Genomic DNA, 17294 nt, shown 5'->3' on the forward strand with positions numbered 1-17294 from the left:
TTGATCTGAAAGTATGTTATTTGATGTCAGGCAATCTCAGCTTCATCGTTGTCCAGCTTGACAGATACGAGTTTAGAAACCCCGCCTTCTTCCATTGTCACCCCGTACAGCACATCGGATTCTTCCATGGTGCCCTTACGGTGTGTAACTACGATAAACTGTGTCTGCTCTGAGAATTCCCGTAAATACTGAGCAAAACGCACCACATTTGCTTCGTCTAATGCTGCCTCTACTTCATCAAGTACACAGAATGGAACAGGTTTAACGTGTAAAATGGCAAATAATAAAGCCATTGCTGTTAGAGCCCGTTCACCGCCTGACAACAACTGCAGGTTTTGAAGTTTTTTGCCTGGAGGCTGAGCTACAATGTCAATACCCGTCTCCAGCAATCGTTCTGGATCAAGCAACACAAGGTCTGCACGTCCGCCTCCGAATAGCTTGGAAAAAACCGTTCCAAATTCACGACGAATCGCATCGAACGTGGTCTTGAAGCGCTTGGACATCTCATCATCCATTTCACGAATAACCTGGTAGAGCGTTGTCTTGGCCTCTACCAAATCAGACTTTTGCTCATCCAGAAACGTATAACGATCGTGTACACGCTGGTATTCCTCAATAGCACCCAGATTGACCTCACCCAGCGCAGAGATCCCGCGTTTGAGCCTTTCCACCTCACTCTGCGTACCTTCAATATCTTCCGGTATAGGGTAACGCTGCTTGGCCAGCTCATAGCTGAGTTCATAATCATCACTTAATTTTTTCAAAACATTTTCCAGTTCCACGTCAAGTCGGTTTACTCCAATTTCTGTTTGGCGAAGCAGTTCCTCCACCGACTTAAGCTGAATTCGCTGTTCTTTTGTATCATTCTCAGCAGCTTCCAGTTTTTTGGATAAGCTGCTACGTGCAGCCCGTTTGAACTCCAATTGCTCTGCAGCTTCTTCCTTTTTCAAACGGTATTGATTGAGATTTTCAATCTGTTTTACGGTCTCCTGCTCATTGGTGAGCAAATCCGCTTCAATGGAAGCAAGCAAGGTCTTGTTTTGTCTTGAATCCTTACCAAGGGTATCATAATCCCCACGCAATCTGCGAATCTGCTCTTCCAATGAAAAACGCTCTTGGTCCAGCTTGCCTTCTCTTACCTTGAGATTCGTAAGCTCTCCCTGCAGCTGCTCTTTGGCTGATTCATTCGCTTTACGCGCAAATTCGGCAGCGTGAATGGCCTGATGCGTTTTCTTCTCTTCTTCCTCCAGCGCAGCCAACTTTACCAGTGCTTCTGCACGGGAAGCTTCCAGCTCCTTGATTTCCTGGTCAAAGCCCTTTTTCTCCTGACCAGACGCAGCTACCTGCTCCAGTACATGACGAAGTTCATGCTCGAGTTGTTTGAGCTCCATTGCCATCTGCTGCTCTTCGGTCCGCTTCACATCGCCACCCTGGCGCAGTTCGTCCAGACGGGTCTGTGTCTCCTCCAACTGCCGTTTGGTATCTATTGCACTCTGACGCAATCTTGCAATTTGCTGTTCCGTATCTAGAATGTCTTGATCTAACTGATCCAGCTGACGTTTACGGCCTAGCAGATTAGCATTTTTCTTGAACTGGCTCCCCCCAGTCATGGAACCACCTGCATTGACAACATCGCCTTCCAGCGTGACAACACGATATCTATATTGGCAACGGGCCGCAATGCGATTGGCATCTTCCAACGTACGAGCAATGACCACATTCCCCAAGAGACTGCCTACGATTCCGGCATATCGATCATCGTACTGAATAAGATCTGCACCGATCCCGACAAAGCCTTCTGCGCTTTCCACAATCTGGCGTTCCCCCGCACCGATCTGACGCGGACGGATAACATCCATAGGCAAGAATGTCGCTCTGCCCAGTTGACGTTGCTTTAGAAAACTGATCGCCTGTCTGGATACCGATTCATTTTCCATCACAATATGCTGAACTGAAGCGCCCAAAGCGGTTTCCATCGCCTGCTCTAAATGCTCAGGTACTCGAATCAGCTCCGCTACCGCTCCATGCACACCGTGCAAAGTACCCTTGCGTGAAGCCTTTAACACCTCTTTAACTCCGAGCATGAAGCCGTCAAAGTCATCCTGCATTTCTTTCATTGTATCTCGTCGTGAAATTTGGGCCTCTCGTTTTTGTTCCCATTTACGAACCGTACCCTGGTTTTCTTCCAGTAGTTTTTGCAGGGCCTGGTATTGTTCACTTCCCTGAATATAGCCACTGCGCAAACTGCTAATTTCCTGTCCCAGCTTCTGAATCGCTGCTTCCAATCCTTTTTTTCGCTGTTCAAGCTCAGCTTTCTGGGCTTCCCATTTGCCGGATTCATCACTCACGCGATTCACTCGGCGTTCCAACGCTTCCCTCTGTTGGTCGGTATAACGAATTTCGTTACGCGCCTGCGCCATCTGATTCATCAGCTCCAGCAGACCACCCTTAAGGCTCTCCTCTTGCTCCTGGCTGATTCCACCTGTGACGCCAATCAGTTTGGCTTCTTCGTCAGACAGTCGCGCACGCAACTCGTCCAACTCTACATTCAGCGTTGACAGCTTTTCATTTAGTTGATCCAGTTCGCTTTTGCGTTCGGAATGCCGTGATTCGCTTGTGCTGAGGGATAAGATCAATTGTTCCCGATTGGCCTCCAAATTGCGTGTGCGCTCTTTGAGCAATTCACCGTAGCCTTCACTTTTTTCCGTAGCTTCACTGTATTGCAGCAGATCCTTTTGCAGACGTTCTACTTGCTCTTCCAGTTGCCGTAATTCATTGCGGTCGCTTTCCAGCATTGCATCGTGGCGGGACACCACTGTAGACAATTGAAGCTGCTCCTGCTGCAACAAAGCTAGTTTGGAAGTCGCTTCGCTCCATGAAGTGTGGATTTGTTCAATTTGATGGACGTACATCGAAATTTCTTTTGATTTTAATTCACTGCGCAGCTCTTTAAAATGAATCGCCTTTTCAGACTGCTCCTTAAGAGGTCCAATCTGCTCCTCCAGTTCACTGACCAAATCGTGAATACGCAGCAAATTTTGCTCTGTTTCATCCAGCTTGCGAACCGCATCTTTTTTACGTGATTTATATTTTACAATACCCGAGGCTTCCTCAAAAATCCCCCGTCGATCCTCAGATCGGGTACTTAGAATTTCTTCAATACGTCCTTGCCCAATAATCGAATAAGCTTCTTTACCAATCCCTGTATCCATAAACAGCTCTGTAATATCTCGAAGTCTGCATGATTGACGATTAATGAAATATTCACTATCCCCACTCCGATGCACACGTCGCGTTACCGTCACTTCACCAAAATCCAGAGGCAACGCCTGATCTTCATTATCCAGCGTAAGCGATACTTCACCGTAATTAACAGCCTTACGAGCATCACTACCTGCAAAAATAATGTCCTCCATCTTGCCGCCACGCAGTGATTTGGCACTCTGTTCGCCCAGTACCCAACGAATTCCGTCGGAAATATTACTTTTCCCGCTCCCATTGGGTCCGACGACTGCCGTAATGCCGCGGACAAATTCCATTTCCGTTTTATCTGCAAACGATTTGAAGCCCGCCAGCTCAATGCGCTTTAAAAACATCCTCAATCTCACCTCTAACATTCAAATATGCTTGTACAACACCATTGCCTGATTGATATGAATTATCCCTATTGTAGCATAAGACTAATGTGGAAAAAGCACAGTATCGACGCTCACGTTATAGCAGTAAAGCCACGAAAAAAGAGCAAAACGCAGTCCATTCGCCATTACGGGCCGGGACTCCCCGCGGACTGCCCTTTGCTCTTACTTTGTGTCCTCTGCTTGCGTCACCCGTTCGGGCCGCTCAGGTACCGATTACGATTCCGCCAGCTTCAAACGGTTTAAAGCAACTGCCGCCGCTTGCTGCTCAGCTTCTTTTTTGGAGCGTCCTGTACCTGCCCCCAGCCGTTCGCTGTCCATATATACCTCGGCTACAAACTCACGTTCATGGGCAGGTCCGCGTTCCTCGACAATCTTGTATTCAAGCATCCCCATGTTATGATGCTGTGTCAGTTCCTGAAGCTCTGTTTTGAAATCACTCATCTGAAGCTTACCGTTTAATACAATTTGAGGAAAAATATAACGTTCTAGAAACGACCGGACGGCTTCCAGACCCTGATCCAAATAAAGCGCGCCTACGAACGCCTCGAACACATCAGCCAACAGAGCAGGACGAGTACGTCCGCCTGTCAGCTCTTCACCTTTTCCAAGCAGTACATACTGCCCGAACTCAAGCCCGACAGCAAACTTCACCAAAGAAGGCTCACAGACAATAGCTGCACGCAACTTGGTTAGTTCGCCTTCGGGCCGGTTAGGGTACTGATTGTACAATTGCTCGGACACCGTCAGCTCCAGAACAGCGTCACCCAGAAATTCCAGACGCTCATTATCTGCATGCTGACTGAACCGATGTTCGTTTACGTAGGAAGCGTGCGTAAAGGCCTGCTTCAGAAGCTGCCGATTGTTGAATTGAATATGAAGTTTCTGCTGTAATTGCTTCAAGTCTCCACTCAACGAACTGACCCCTTACGCTTCATATTTTTTTAGAATAACCGTAGCATTGTGACCGCCAAAACCAAAGGAATTGGACATAACCACATTCAGTTCCGCTTTTCTTGGCTCATTAGGCACATAATCAAGATCACAAGCCGGGTCTTGATTATCCAAATTAATTGTTGGCGGAATCGTCTGATGTTGAAGCGCAAGACCACAGATTACAGCTTCAACACCTCCCGCTGCACCCAGTAGATGCCCTGTCATCGACTTGGTTGAGCTGATCGCTACCTTATAGGCATGCTCTCCAAGCGTTTTCTTGACTGCTTCTGTTTCCGACTTGTCACCAACCGGTGTAGATGTACCGTGTGCATTGATATAATCGATATCTTCAGGATTCAACCCAGCATCACGGATCGCCATTCTAATGCAGCGTGCTGCTCCCTCTGGATCCGGCTCTGTCATATGATGGGCATCACCAGAAAGACCGTAGCCAATCACTTCGCCGTAAATATGTGCACCACGCTTCAAGGCATGATCCAACGATTCCAGAATCAGAACACCAGAGCCTTCGCCCATAACAAACCCGTCTCTTTCGGTGTCAAATGGACGACTTGCCTTTTCCGGCTCATCGTTACGTGTGGACATCGCTCTCATGGAGCAAAATCCAGCAATACCAATCGGGCGAATCGTCGCTTCGGCACCGCCGCAAATCATAGCGTCAGCGTCACCACGCTGAATCATGCGGAAGGAATCACCAATGGCATGACTACCTGTGGCACAAGCCGTAACTGGCGATGTATTGGGGCCCTTAGCACCGAGTGAAATCGAAACTTGACCGGAACCCATATTAGCAATCATCATCGGGATGAAGAAAGGGCTTACGCGTTTAGGCCCCTTTTCGATCAATGCATTATGCTGATCTTCCCAAGTACCCAATCCGCCAATGCCAGAACCGACAGATACACCAACACGCTCGGCATCCACATTCTCTCCGATTACGAGCTTACTGTCCTCAAGTGCCAATTTACTAGCAGCAACCGCAAACTGCACAAAGCGGTCCATTTTGCGCGCATCCTTACGATCGATATAATCCTCTGGATTAAAATCTTTAATGGAAGCGGCTATTTTCGTAGTGTACTCACTTGTATCGAAAGCTTCGATTTTACTGATGCCAGATTTACCAGCCATCAGATTATCCCATAGTGTGTTCAAATCCTGTCCCAGCGAAGTGATTACACCCATTCCTGTTATGACAACACGTTGTTTCAAAGATAATCACCTCTATGTCTACTGCAAATTGTATTTTTAGATCGCACACGCTTGTGTACAAAAATAATATAGAATCAACTAAAGTTAGTAATGCCGCATTATACTCAGCCGTTGACGAAGTGAAGCTAAGCAAATTCAAAAACACACGACAATTCCGTCTTTAGTTCAATCTGTATAATTAGGAGAAAGTCCCGCCTGTAACAGAACGGGACTTTTGATGACATGAATTAGGTATGAGATTGTATGTACTTCACAACTTCACCTACAGTTGTAATTTTCTCTGCATCTTCATCAGAGATTTCCATATCAAACTCATCTTCCAATTCCATAACCAATTCAACTACATCGAGAGAATCAGCGCCTAAATCATCTTTAAAAGATGCTTCAAGTGTAACTTCGGCTTCGTCGGCTCCCAAACGGTCAACGACAATGCGTTTTACGCGCTCCAATACATCGGACATCCGGCTCACCTCCTCCTTATGGTATTATACGAAAATTACAATTAAAATGCCATAGAAGAGAGTTTTCATTAACTACTCTCCATCGGGGCATGCGGATTGGCAACATGAACTACATATACATGCCGCCATCCACATGCAAAGTCTGGCCCGTCATATATGAGGAAGCATCCGAGGCCAAGAATAGCACCACATCTGCAATTTCCTCAGGCCGTCCAAGACGGGCCAGCGGAATACCGCTAAGCATATTGTCACGCAAATCATCAGCCAGCACCTGCGTCATTTCAGTATCAATGAATCCAGGAGCCACGCAGTTGACTGTAATTCCTCTTGAGGCAAGCTCTCTAGCAGAGGATTTAGTAAGACCAATCACTCCCGCTTTAGCAGCAACATAGTTGGCTTGTCCTGCGTTACCAAGTACACCAACAACGGAAGAGATATTGATAATTCGGCCGGAACGCTGCTTCATCATTGGGCGTGTCGCCGCTTTGAGACAATTAAACACACCCTTGAGATTCGTTTCGATCACCTGATCGAATTCCTCTTCTTTCATCCGCATGATTAAATTATCTCTTGTTATGCCAGCATTATTCACCAGGATATCAATCTTGCCCCAAGCGCCGACCACATCCTTGATCAACTGATCAGCTTCTTCAGCACGTCCCACATTAGCCTGAACTGTAATAGCTTCCACACCTTTGGCACGAATCAGCTCTGCTACCTCAGTCGCAGCCGCTTCACTACCAGCATAGTTTACTGCAACATTAGCGCCTGCTTCAGCCAGCGCCAGTGCGATACTACGGCCAATTCCGCGCGATGCTCCCGTAACCAGCGCTGTTTTTCCACTTAATGGCTTAGACATCATTATCCTCCCTTGCAAGTATTTAACCCGTAAAGGTAATCATTAATACTTTTAACGGGCTTCTAGGGCTTCTGTTATAGAAGCAAACGACTCCAGGCTACTCATGTTATACAGCTTAACCGTTTTGTCAATCTTTTTAACCAGTCCGGTCAAAACACTTCCCGGTCCGAACTCAACAAAGGTGTCCACCCCTTGTTCCAGCAGCCATGCTACGCTGTCTTCCCATAGTACCGGGGAATAGACCTGTTCCACCAACAGTTGGCGAATTTCACTTCCCTCACGTACAGGTTTTGCTGTCACATTGGTCACAACCGGAATCTGGGCTTCGGCAAATTTCACAGTCTCCAATTTATCGGAGAGCTTATCTGCCGCTTCCTTCATCAATGACGAGTGAAAAGGTCCGCTGACCTCCAAAGTAATAGCACGCTTGCCGCCTGCTTCCTTCACACGTTCAGCGACGGCAGCTACGCCCGACTTTGTACCGGATACAACAATTTGTCCGGGACAGTTGATGTTAGCCAGTTCTACCAGTTGACCAGATTCTGTGATGATATCACGGCACAATGCCGCCAATGCTTCACGATCAGCGCCCAGCACAGCAGCCATCCCGCCTTGTCCATCAGGAATGGCCTGCTCCATAAACTGACCACGTGCACGAACAGTCTCAACTGCATCCTCAAATGTGAGAACACCGGAAGCCACTAGAGCACTGTACTCTCCTAGACTGTGCCCAGCCACATAATCAGGGCGGATGCCCTTTTCCTTGAACGCTTCATACAACGCAATGCTCGCCGTTAACAGCGCAGGCTGCGTATTGGATGTTTGCTTCAAGGCTGTGTCAGGCCCTTCAAAGATCAGTGTGCTTAGCGCGAAACCCAAACGTTCGTCCGCTTTACGGAATACTTCTGTTGCAGCCGGAACTGCTTCATAAGCATCTTTAGCCATACCTACAGCTTGTGAACCCTGACCGGGAAATATAAATGCCGTTTTGCCCATCGTGCATGCACCTCTCTGTATCCAATGCTTCTTCTGTAAAACACCAGACAAATTCAATATTATATCAAATCTTCCACTTAATTACCAGATAAGAACCGACGCACCCCAAGTCAAACCGCCACCAAAGCCCACCATTAGTATACGGTCGCCTTCCTTCATGCGGCCTTCCTCAGCTGCTTCCACAAGAGCAAGAGGAATGGATGCTGCGGATGTATTCGCATATTTATTAACATTAATAACTACCTTTTCCTCTGGCAAATCCAAACGTTGCATTGCTGATTGGATGATTCGGATATTGGCTTGATGCGGAACGAACAGATCGATGTCGTCTTTGGACAACCCAGCTTTTTCCAACACATCAACCGTTGCTGTTCCCATAACGCGAACCGCGAACTTGAACACTTCGCGTCCATTCATGTAAATATAGTGTTGTTTATTTTCCAGTGTGTCTGCACTCGCAGGCAAACGTGAGCCCCCAGCTTCCAACTTGAGCAAGGTGCCTCCAGCGCCTTCAGCCCCCAGATCAAAGGATTGGAATCCTCTACCTTCAGGTACTTCACCAATCACTACAGCTCCTGCTCCATCTCCGAAAAGAACGCAGGTGTTGCGGTCAGTATAATCTGTAATCCGGGAAAGGCAGTCTGCACCAATGATTAATGCATTGTTATAAATACCTGTCTTAATGAAACTCGTTGCCGTAGCCAGCCCGTACACAAAACCCGAGCATGCAGCAGACAAATCGAAAGCCGCTGCGCCTTTGGCCCCCAACTTATCCTGAAGAATGCAAGCAGTTGACGGAAACGCCATATCTGGTGTAACCGTAGCTACTATAATCAGGTCCAGATCTTGTGCCGTCATACCCGCAGACTCCAACGCCTTAACTGCTGCTTCATAAGCCAAATCAGATGTAGCCTGCTCAGGAGCAGCAATATGGCGCTCCTGAATCCCTGTACGGCTAACAATCCACTCATCACTTGTTTCAACGATTTCTTCCAAATCTTTATTGGTCAGAATTTTCTCAGGTACGTATTTCCCTGTTCCGATAACACCAACCGGCCGTAATTTATTCATATCGTCACTCACTTCCTGCTGATTTCCTTGGATATACTTTCCACCAACCGGTTTTGCAAGGCCGTACGAGCCTGCCTTACCGCATTTTTGACGGCAATGCCATCAGACGAACCGTGACTTTTTAAGACGAGTCCGCTCAACCCCAACAAAGGAGCCCCGCCGTGCTCTTTATAATCGAGTTTCCCTTTCAGACCCCGAAGTTCAGGCATAATCAAGGCTGCCGCAAGCTTGGTCTTTAAGGATTTGGTGAACTGCTCTTTAAGGAGAGAAAATATCGCTCCGGCTGTTCCCTCTAGCGATTTTAGCATAATGTTTCCGGCGAATCCGTCGCACACCAGTACATCACAATTCCCGGTTAACACATCTCTGGATTCAACATTCCCCACAAAATTGACAGGTAACTGCTCGATAAGAGGATACGCCAACTTTGTTAGTTCATTGCCTTTTCCTGCTTCAGTCCCAACATTCAGCAGACCTACCCTTGGAGAAGCCACTCCGTGAACTTTCTGGCGGTACAAGCTCCCCATCAGTGCGTACTGGGCAAGATGCTCAGGCTTAGCATCCATATTGGCCCCCAAGTCCAGCGCCAGAATACCTTGATCATCAATCGTCGGTATCATCGGCGCGAGAGCCGGACGCTCAATGCCCTCCATTCTTCCAACCACTAGTAATCCTGTAGTCATTAGAGCGCCTGTATTACCTGCGGAAATCATGGCATCCGCTTCGCCTTCTCTAACCATTCGACCCGCTACGACCATGGAGGCATCCTTTTTACGCCGCACTGCCTTTACAGGTTCGTCCTGTGCATCTATCGTTTCGGACGCATGGCGAATGGTGAGGTTCGTCGGCAGCGCCCTCCCGTTCAAAACCGCTTCAATCCGTTCCCGGTCACCAACCAGCGTAATGTCTGTATCCTTCCATTCCGCCGCCGCAGATAACGCGCCCTCTACTGTCGCCTCAGGAGCATTATCTCCTCCCATGGCATCAATGGCGATCCGCATGCTGACTTCCTCCTTCGCTATACTCTTCCTCCGTGGAGCGATAAATGACAAAGTTGCCTTGGAATACCATTTCTTCTCCTACGTAAGCAAACACTTCCACTTTGGCCTTCCCTTTTTGTTCTGGATTTGAGCGTACATATGCCTTGGCAATACATTTTTCACCCAAATGAACCGGACGAACAAAGCGAATATCCGCTGAAGCGGTCAATGCTATCTCATCGTTAATTACGGCAACGGCCAATGAATTGGCCTGTGCAAACACATAATGTCCTCGCGCAATGCCTGTACGTGAAAAAGTATGTTCCTCTTTGATTTCAAAAATCGAAATACCACTTCGATCCAACTGGAGATCAACGATGTCCCCAATTACTTCATGTAAAGGCAAGGAACGAACCTGATCGTAGGAGCGCTCAGCCATCAGCTTTAGCCGCTCCCGTAATTCTGGGATTCCCAGTTCCATCCGGTCCAGCCGAATGGTCTGAATGCTTACCTTCAGCTGTCTTGTCAATTCCTGATCCGTCACGAACGGATTATCGTCAATTAATTGAGTCAGCCGTTGCTGTCTCTGTCTCTTCGGCAAACGTTCGATATCAGTGACGCCTCCTTTCCCTACAGTAAACTGCCGTTCAGCCGACAGTTCAGGTTACTTCACGTTCTAACGGCTAAACTTCAAGCCGGTTTGTCTTCTTGTATGTATAAAGGAACCCCTTAGGCCCTTTTTTCTTAGAACCTGGTACTAAAACAGTATATAGCATGCTGACGCAAAAAGAAAGCATGCTGATAAAAAAAAGTAGCGCCTCACTGTAGTGAAGCGCTACTTTCTCTGCGAATATTCCAAAGAATCCGCTTATCGGACATTATTGAGAGATGATCTCTCTAGCTTTGTACGTTCCGCAAACTTTGCACACATGGTGAGCAAGTTTCAATTCGCCGCATTCGGAGCATTTCACCATACCTGGTACTTCCAGTTTAAAGTGAGTACGACGTTTGTCGCGACGAGTTTTGGATGTTCTCCGTTGAGGTACTGCCATTATTCCCACCTCCTTAAACAGATCAACCCCGCATGACGGGTATGACTTCTTATCTCATTCAAGACCGAAAGAAAATGCCAAAAGACAATGATCTTACAGCCGGTGAATCAAGCCTGCAACATCCACGTATCGGTTCAATAACTTCCCGGCACAAGCGGATGATGATTTTTTTCAGAATTGAACTCAATTCTCATTTAAAAAAATCCTTAAGCCCTGCCAGACGCGGATCAATCTTTTCCGTATCACTATCGTTACTGTCGTCGGAGCCAAGGCTCCAGTCTTGTCCGGCCGCTGGCGCGATCCCCTGACAATCCTCACTGCATATAGGCGCAAACGGCACATGCAGCACAAACAGTTCTTCACAATACGGTGCAATGTCGAAGGAATCCTCCGTCACTGCGATAAAATCGCCATCTTCATCCTCCTCTTCAACATTTGAAGATGAGGTTTGCTTAAACCGTTCACGAAATTCAATATTCAAATCCTCGTGCATCGGGCTCAAACAGCGGGAGCAAAGCATGTCCAGACCTGCGGTCAACGTGCCTTCCACACTCATCGAGCCTTGACCCAGACTAACGGCGACCAAGTCGGTCTCCAGCGGGGAAACGGCTGTAACATCAGCACGATCATCCACCAATTCACTCACATTAAGAGATTCACGGATAGGAAAGGGACCGTCACTTGTTGCTACTTTGCGAAAAAATAGTTGCATCACTATCACTCCAAACAAACAAAAATTATTATACCGACTGATCGAGTCGTTTGTCAACACCTTTCACTTTACACCACTTACAAATCCATCGATTTTCCAATGGTTCGGCAAGATCTATGCGGATGCAAAAATGTGTTGTATTTATCATGTACCTGTGAGTATTCGTACCCCCGCCACTCTTCGTGTACAATAATGCGAGTATAAAGCTTTTTGCTCCAGGTCTCAATGGTCTTGTTCAAGTGCATGATGAAATATCAGATAGCTGCCCTGAAAACATGCATTCGCTAGTAGTAAACCACTCATTCAAAATAGTTATCAAATAAGCTACTTCAAGAAAGGAGCCGACATACAGTCTTGAAAACACTCGGTATCATTGTAGAGTATAATCCCCTACATAACGGACATGTCCATCACTGGAAGGAGTCTCTTCGTATCACTGGTGCACAGCGAACGGTGGCTGTGATGAGCGGTCCCTTCCTTCAACGAGGCGAACCCGCGATTACAGACAAATGGTCACGCACCGAAATGGCACTTGCTATGGGGGTAGATCTGGTTCTGGAGCTGCCTGTGGCCTATGCTGTCCAGCCCGCAGAATGGTTTGCCCGCGGCGCGGTGACCCTGCTCTGCGCGACGGGCATCGTCGACGCGCTCTGCTTCGGCAGCGAGAGCGGAGACATCGCCCCGCTGCACACGCTAGCCCGCGTGCTGGCGGCAGAGCCGGCCGAACTCAAGGCCGGCATCGCCCAGCGCCTGAGCAAGGGCGCAAGCTATCCCGCCGCCTACGCAGGAGCCGCAGCCGCGCTGGCGGCCGAAGGATCGGACGGTGCTGCGCTCGCCGCTCTCATGCAGCAGCCCAACAACACGCTCGGGCTGCATTACTTGATTGCGCTGGAACGGCTGGGCAGCACAATCAAGCCCTTTACGGTGGCCCGCACGGGATCGGGATACCATGAGACGGTGGCGCCTGCGGACGGAGTCATCGCCAGCGCCACGGCCATCCGCCGTCTGCTACTGGACGGCGGGCCGGAGGCCGGGTCGCCGTACGTACCTGCGGCGACCCTGGAGATTTTGCAGCGCGAGTGGCAAGAAGAACGTGCCCCGCTGCATTGGGAAGCGTTCTGCCAGCCGTTGCTGAACGCCCTGATCACGCGTAGCCCGCAGCAGCTGGCGGAGCTGCACGAGGTCACCGAAGGGCTGGAGCATCGCCTACAGCAATCGCTGTACACGCTGCCTCATCCCTCTATGGAGGCCCTGTTTGCCACTGTCAAGACAAAGCGCTATACTCGTACAAAGCTTCAGCGGATGTGTACACATATTTTGCTGAATCATGCCAAAGCTGATATGACTCCCACTGAGCTGGCGAAAGGTCCCGGCTATATCCGCGTGCTCGGCTTTAATAGGGCTGGACGCGAGTTGCTGGCGCGAATGAAAGACACCGCCACCCTGCCAGTATGGGTCAAGCCGTCTGCCGGATCACATGCCCATCTGGACTGGGATACTGCCGCAGCCGCCATACATGCAGCCGGGATGCCGCGTCCCGCCATACGTGACATGTATGCTGATTACTTGCGACCACCCCTTATGGTTTAATAGGCAGCTTTTCCATATAATTCAGCGCATCGCCAAGCTTGCGAACCGGGACAAGCTTCATCTGGGTTCCGATTTGCTCTGCTTTGGCTTTGGCCTCTTTATAATTATCCGCCGGGACGAAAAACAATTCCGCACCCTGACGGTCAGCAGCGACGATTTTATACTTGGCGCCACCAATCGCTCCAACCTGACCGTCCTTATCAATAGTACCCGTACCGGCTACACGATATCCCTTACTTAAGTCACCTGGCGTCAACTGGTTATAGATTTCCATAGTAAACATCAAACCTGCCGAAGGTCCGCCGACATCCGTGGATGTAAAATGAATCGTTTTACGTCCATCCTTCGGCTCTACCTTCTGTACTGTAGCAATACTGACACCAAACCCGGAACGTTGTTTTCTCGTCTCACTGTCCGTGATGGTTGTTAATGGAGCTTGCACTGCCAGCAACTTTCCATCGCGCTTTAGCTTCACTTTAACCAGCGTTCCGGGTTTCTCATCCTCCAATGCCTTCCGAATGGAATGATTATCAGTTACCCTCGTACCGTTTAACTCTAATATTTCATCTCCGGGCTCAAACACGCTGTTCGGTCCCGGAACCTTAAATACATACACATAATCCGGCACAATGCGATAGGAAACATGGGCACGGGTATAGGCAGCCTCCATCGCGGAAGATTGGGAATCCCCCATATACCATACCTGCTCTGCTGCATATTCATCTTCACTTCTGCCATGCAGACGATCCTCTTTGCGCTGAATCTCCGAGTTGCTGTCCAGTTTGGACATAGCTAGCATGATGACATTGGCATATCGCGCCGATACCGTCGTCATCATAAAGCTCCCCCGTTCGTTGCTATCACCTTCCTGTACTTTAACCATCGGTTTGATCTCGTTTGCCCCACCTGGTCCATAGATCAGATAAGGGGTTGGCATATAAACCAGCACATAGACCATTGCAGCCAGCATTAAGACATAACCGGTTGTAAAAAAGGCTCTTTTCCGGTTAATTCGCATCATTGCTTCTCCCCCTTGCAGCCTAACTTCTCTTATCTTACCCAACCTCTGCACCACCTGTTCTCAAGCCTTTCAAAAAAGCATACATTGTTTACGACAACATGTACGAGCAACCTATATCCAGACAATGAAGGTGAATAACGCTGGAGACAGCATCCGACTCTCCTTAGTATATTTATGAGAGGTGAAATCTTTGATGCAAAAGGAAGCCCGCCCTGCTCCTTACTGGACAACCTTGCTGCTTGGCCTCGGAGCCATTTTGCTTGTAATGGCTATTGTTGCCTCACCAGAAGAAGTATTTCAAGCCTCTACCCAGGGACTTAAATTATGGTGGAGCATTATTTTCCCGGCCATGCTGCCTTTTTTGATGCTATCTGAAATGCTCATCGCCTTTGGTCTGGTACATGGTCTAGGTGTTCTGCTGGAGCCGTTCATGCGATCCTGGTTTCGGCTGCCGGGACGAAGCGGCTGGGTATTGGCCCTCGGTCTAACTGCGGGATTCCCGGCTGCTGCGGAAGCGGTACGCCAATGGGCACAACAGGAGGATATGACCGCGCTTCAGCTTCGACGTCTGACTGCTATCGCTCATTTCTGCAATCCGATTACGATCCTGCTCGTCATTGGCACAGGACTGCTGCACAATGCTGCTGTAGGTGGGCTGTTACTTGCCGTTCACTGGATTTCCGGGCTGCTGGCAGGCTGGATCACAGCCAGAATACCTGATTCGTCCAAAAAATCGAAAAAACGGGAAACGCCAGCTGCCATCCGGCGCGCTTCTGTTTCCCGCACTACCACCTCCCTGATCCGATCCGCATGGGAAGCTACCCGCTCTGCCAGAGAACGGGATGGCCGCAGCTTTGGAAAACTGTTAGGCGAAACCGTATCCCATGCTGTACAGATGCTGATGGTGACAGGTGGATTCATTATTTTCTTTTCCGTACTGATTCGGCTGCTGACCTTATACTCAGGTCAAGGAACGCTTTCTATGGTGTGGCCTGCCTGGATGGAAATCCATCTGGGTTCCTATGAAATCAGCCGCCTGCCCTACGATCTCCGTACACAAGCAGCGCTGATCAGTGCTGTGTTGGGCTGGGGCGGCTTGTGCGGCTGGCTTCAAATTACCGCCGTCACCAAACCTTCCGACAAGGGCATCACCTTCACCTTATCACGAGTGCTACATGGGATCATTGCTTTTGGACTAACCTTGGCGGCATGGACTCCGCTTAGCCACATTGTCAGTAATACAATTCCTGCTTACGTCAGCCGCAGTTCTGTATCTTCTTTTGCCGAAAGTGTAAATGATTCCGGATCGCAATCTGTCATGGCCGGAGCCAGCAGCTTATTAACACAAATAGTAGGAACATCCATGTACCCCTGGCAACTAACCGTACTGTCCGTTGTACTTCTGAGTACGATTATACTTGCTCTGCTCGCCGTTTCCTTTATGACTTCATGGTGGAGCCACCGCGATTCGCGCTAACCTTGGCACGCAGTGCGTCTTCCACCTCTGGTGACACCAGATCTACGACCTTGCCATCAAAATGCGCAATTTCCTTCACCATACTGGAACTCAGATATGAATAAGCCGGGTTGGTCATCATAAAGATCGTTTCCGCATCCGGGTTCAACTTATGATTTGTAGAGGCTAATTGGAGTTCATATTCAAAATCGGTCACTGACCGAATTCCTCTGACAATAACCTGAGCCCCTTTTTGGCGTACATAATTGGCTGTCAGATCACGGAAGCTGTCCACTTCAACGTTTGGAATATCGCGAGTTACCGTACGTAGCAGCTCCATTCGCTCCTCAAGTGAAAACAGCGGATTTTTACTAATATTGTTAAGAACCGCGACGATCAGTAAATCAAACTGTCGGGCCGCTCTTTGAATAATATCCTGATGCCCCATCGTCACGGGATCAAAGGTTCCCGGATATACGGCAATACGTGGTTTGTGCTCAATCATGATGGTCCTCCCCGTCTGATTCGGTGATGCCGAATTTGACCCCTTCGGCTTCTGTATGTTCTTCGGCGTCTGACAAAGCATCATCAAAGTGATAAATGGATAACGCTGTTTCACCATAGACCGCTTTTCTAACCTGTTCAAACGGTCCGAAACTTATCGGATACTCATGTCCCGATTCATACTCCAGCACGATGATTGCACCTGAACGAAGCAAGTCCAACTCGGCCATGCGGCTCATCAATTCATCCCCGTGCTTGAGACGATAAGGCGGGTCCAGAAAAACAGCATCAAAAAGAGCTCCACGTTTTGCCAGCGCCTTAAGCGCTCGTCCGGCATCATTGCGGAACACTTCTGCCTTTCCTTCCAATCCAGTTTTTCGCAAATTTTCTTTAATGACATCAATGCTTTTGGATTCCATATCAATAAAAACTGCCTTGTCCATTCCCCGACTAAGCGCCTCTATACCCAGGCCGCCACTGCCAGCAAACAAATCAAGCGCGACTCCTCCATCAAAATAAGGACCTATCATGCTAAATAGCGCTTCCTTGACCTTATCCGTGGTCGGTCGCGTCCCGGTGCCGGGAACTGCCTTTAACGGCCTTCCTTTGGCACTACCCGATACCACTCTCACGCTGAAACTCACCTATTTTCTATATGTGTTCATAACCATATAAAGATTATGACGTTATCGTACCACATGCATCGCCGTTTGAAAAACTTAGTGATGAAGCAGGTATAAAAAACCATCTCCTGGGCATCCTTAGGATATCGGCATTCAACCAATGTCGTA

Annotated in this window: 16 protein-coding genes; 2 read left to right on the plus strand and 14 right to left on the minus strand. The window is 48.7% G+C overall.

Translation table 11 applies throughout. The features are described from left to right. Positions 1 to 26: 26 nt before the first annotated feature. The 11 genes from smc to ACXHJ1_RS22310 all read right to left on the minus strand — a co-directional run bounded on the left by smc (position 27) and on the right by ACXHJ1_RS22310 (position 11932). On the minus strand, positions 27 to 3596 hold the full coding sequence (gene smc / locus ACXHJ1_RS22260) for a chromosome segregation protein SMC (protein ID WP_457905228.1): 3570 nt from the start codon (positions 3594 to 3596) through the stop codon (positions 27 to 29). 255 nt (positions 3597 to 3851) lie between these two features. Then, positions 3852 to 4550: a ribonuclease III gene (gene rnc / locus ACXHJ1_RS22265; RefSeq protein WP_013309856.1), complete on the minus strand. Its 699-nt coding sequence runs from the start codon at positions 4548 to 4550 to the stop codon at positions 3852 to 3854. Positions 4551 to 4562: 12 nt separating this feature from the next. Further along, a complete protein-coding gene (gene fabF, locus ACXHJ1_RS22270; protein WP_016819273.1) occupies positions 4563 to 5801 on the minus strand; it encodes a beta-ketoacyl-ACP synthase II in 1239 nt (412 codons plus the stop codon). A gap of 227 nt (positions 5802 to 6028) precedes the next feature. Continuing rightward, the gene (locus ACXHJ1_RS22275) at positions 6029 to 6262 is read right to left on the minus strand and encodes an acyl carrier protein (RefSeq protein WP_007429985.1); all 234 of its coding nucleotides are present in this window, start codon (positions 6260 to 6262) and stop codon (positions 6029 to 6031) included. Positions 6263 to 6371: 109 nt separating this feature from the next. Then, positions 6372 to 7121, minus strand: coding sequence for a 3-oxoacyl-[acyl-carrier-protein] reductase (gene fabG / locus ACXHJ1_RS22280; protein ID WP_017427908.1), 750 nt, complete (start codon positions 7119 to 7121; stop codon positions 6372 to 6374). Positions 7122 to 7172: 51 nt separating this feature from the next. Continuing rightward, positions 7173 to 8117 carry an ACP S-malonyltransferase gene (gene fabD / locus ACXHJ1_RS22285; protein WP_457905229.1) on the minus strand — a complete coding sequence of 315 codons (945 nt, stop codon included), beginning with the start codon at positions 8115 to 8117 and terminating at the stop codon, positions 7173 to 7175. An 81-nt stretch (positions 8118 to 8198) separates the two neighbouring features. Continuing rightward, positions 8199 to 9188 carry a beta-ketoacyl-ACP synthase III gene (locus tag ACXHJ1_RS22290; protein WP_017427907.1) on the minus strand — a complete coding sequence of 330 codons (990 nt, stop codon included), beginning with the start codon at positions 9186 to 9188 and terminating at the stop codon, positions 8199 to 8201. An 8-nt stretch (positions 9189 to 9196) separates the two neighbouring features. Then, positions 9197 to 10189 carry a phosphate acyltransferase PlsX gene (gene plsX / locus ACXHJ1_RS22295; protein ID WP_016819269.1) on the minus strand — a complete coding sequence of 331 codons (993 nt, stop codon included), beginning with the start codon at positions 10187 to 10189 and terminating at the stop codon, positions 9197 to 9199. Next, complete coding sequence (gene fapR / locus ACXHJ1_RS22300) at positions 10173 to 10769, minus strand: transcription factor FapR (RefSeq protein WP_014599659.1); 597 nt, start codon at positions 10767 to 10769, stop codon at positions 10173 to 10175. The genes plsX and fapR overlap by 17 nt, the downstream gene beginning before the upstream one ends. 277 nt (positions 10770 to 11046) lie before the next feature. After that, positions 11047 to 11220, minus strand: coding sequence for a 50S ribosomal protein L32 (gene rpmF / locus ACXHJ1_RS22305; RefSeq protein WP_013370634.1), 174 nt, complete (start codon positions 11218 to 11220; stop codon positions 11047 to 11049). A 190-nt stretch (positions 11221 to 11410) separates the two neighbouring features. Beyond that, positions 11411 to 11932, minus strand: coding sequence for a YceD family protein (locus tag ACXHJ1_RS22310; RefSeq protein WP_017427905.1), 522 nt, complete (start codon positions 11930 to 11932; stop codon positions 11411 to 11413). A 354-nt stretch (positions 11933 to 12286) separates the two neighbouring features. On the opposite strand from ACXHJ1_RS22310, the gene ACXHJ1_RS22315 reads away from it, so the two are divergent. Next, positions 12287 to 13522 (plus strand): nucleotidyltransferase, encoded by a 1236-nt coding sequence (locus ACXHJ1_RS22315; protein ID WP_340864567.1) that lies wholly within the window; start codon positions 12287 to 12289, stop codon positions 13520 to 13522. On the opposite strand, the gene ACXHJ1_RS22320 is transcribed toward ACXHJ1_RS22315, so the two are convergent. Next, a complete protein-coding gene (locus ACXHJ1_RS22320; protein ID WP_340864566.1) occupies positions 13512 to 14543 on the minus strand; it encodes a SepM family pheromone-processing serine protease in 1032 nt (343 codons plus the stop codon). The two genes, ACXHJ1_RS22315 and ACXHJ1_RS22320, sit on opposite strands and share 11 nt — an antisense overlap. A gap of 193 nt (positions 14544 to 14736) precedes the next feature. On the opposite strand from ACXHJ1_RS22320, the gene ACXHJ1_RS22325 reads away from it, so the two are divergent. After that, positions 14737 to 16020 (plus strand): nucleoside recognition domain-containing protein, encoded by a 1284-nt coding sequence (locus ACXHJ1_RS22325; RefSeq protein WP_019686973.1) that lies wholly within the window; start codon positions 14737 to 14739, stop codon positions 16018 to 16020. Here the strand turns inward: ACXHJ1_RS22325 and coaD are convergent. Together coaD and rsmD are read right to left on the minus strand one after the other, a co-directional pair. Beyond that, complete coding sequence (gene coaD / locus ACXHJ1_RS22330; RefSeq protein ID WP_016819264.1) at positions 15983 to 16504, minus strand: pantetheine-phosphate adenylyltransferase; 522 nt, start codon at positions 16502 to 16504, stop codon at positions 15983 to 15985. The two genes, ACXHJ1_RS22325 and coaD, sit on opposite strands and share 38 nt — an antisense overlap. Next, positions 16497 to 17135, minus strand: coding sequence for a 16S rRNA (guanine(966)-N(2))-methyltransferase RsmD (rsmD, locus tag ACXHJ1_RS22335; protein WP_016819263.1), 639 nt, complete (start codon positions 17133 to 17135; stop codon positions 16497 to 16499). The genes coaD and rsmD overlap by 8 nt, the downstream gene beginning before the upstream one ends. Between the last annotated feature and the right edge of the window lie 159 nt (positions 17136 to 17294).

The sequence above is a fragment of the Paenibacillus sp. ALE2 genome (assembly GCF_054113385.1).

Bases quoted from the DNA above. Each gene is read 5' to 3' on its own strand.
- smc (WP_457905228.1), bottom strand. From the start codon at position 3,596: ATGTTTTTAAAGCGCATTGAGCTGGCGGGCTTCAAATCGTTTGCAGAT.
- ACXHJ1_RS22310 (WP_017427905.1), bottom strand. From the start codon at position 11,932: ATGCAACTATTTTTTCGCAAAGTAGCAACAAGTGACGGTCCCTTTCCT.
- ACXHJ1_RS22320 (WP_340864566.1), bottom strand. From the start codon at position 14,543: ATGATGCGAATTAACCGGAAAAGAGCCTTTTTTACAACCGGTTATGTC.
- ACXHJ1_RS22290 (WP_017427907.1), bottom strand. From the start codon at position 9,188: ATGAATAAATTACGGCCGGTTGGTGTTATCGGAACAGGGAAATACGTA.
- coaD (WP_016819264.1), bottom strand. From the start codon at position 16,504: ATGATTGAGCACAAACCACGTATTGCCGTATATCCGGGAACCTTTGAT.
- fabG (WP_017427908.1), bottom strand. From the start codon at position 7,121: ATGTCTAAGCCATTAAGTGGAAAAACAGCGCTGGTTACGGGAGCATCG.
- fabD (WP_457905229.1), bottom strand. From the start codon at position 8,117: ATGGGCAAAACGGCATTTATATTTCCCGGTCAGGGTTCACAAGCTGTA.
- rpmF (WP_013370634.1), bottom strand. From the start codon at position 11,220: ATGGCAGTACCTCAACGGAGAACATCCAAAACTCGTCGCGACAAACGT.
- ACXHJ1_RS22325 (WP_019686973.1), top strand. From the start codon at position 14,737: ATGCAAAAGGAAGCCCGCCCTGCTCCTTACTGGACAACCTTGCTGCTT.
- ACXHJ1_RS22275 (WP_007429985.1), bottom strand. From the start codon at position 6,262: ATGTCCGATGTATTGGAGCGCGTAAAACGCATTGTCGTTGACCGTTTG.
- plsX (WP_016819269.1), bottom strand. From the start codon at position 10,189: ATGCGGATCGCCATTGATGCCATGGGAGGAGATAATGCTCCTGAGGCG.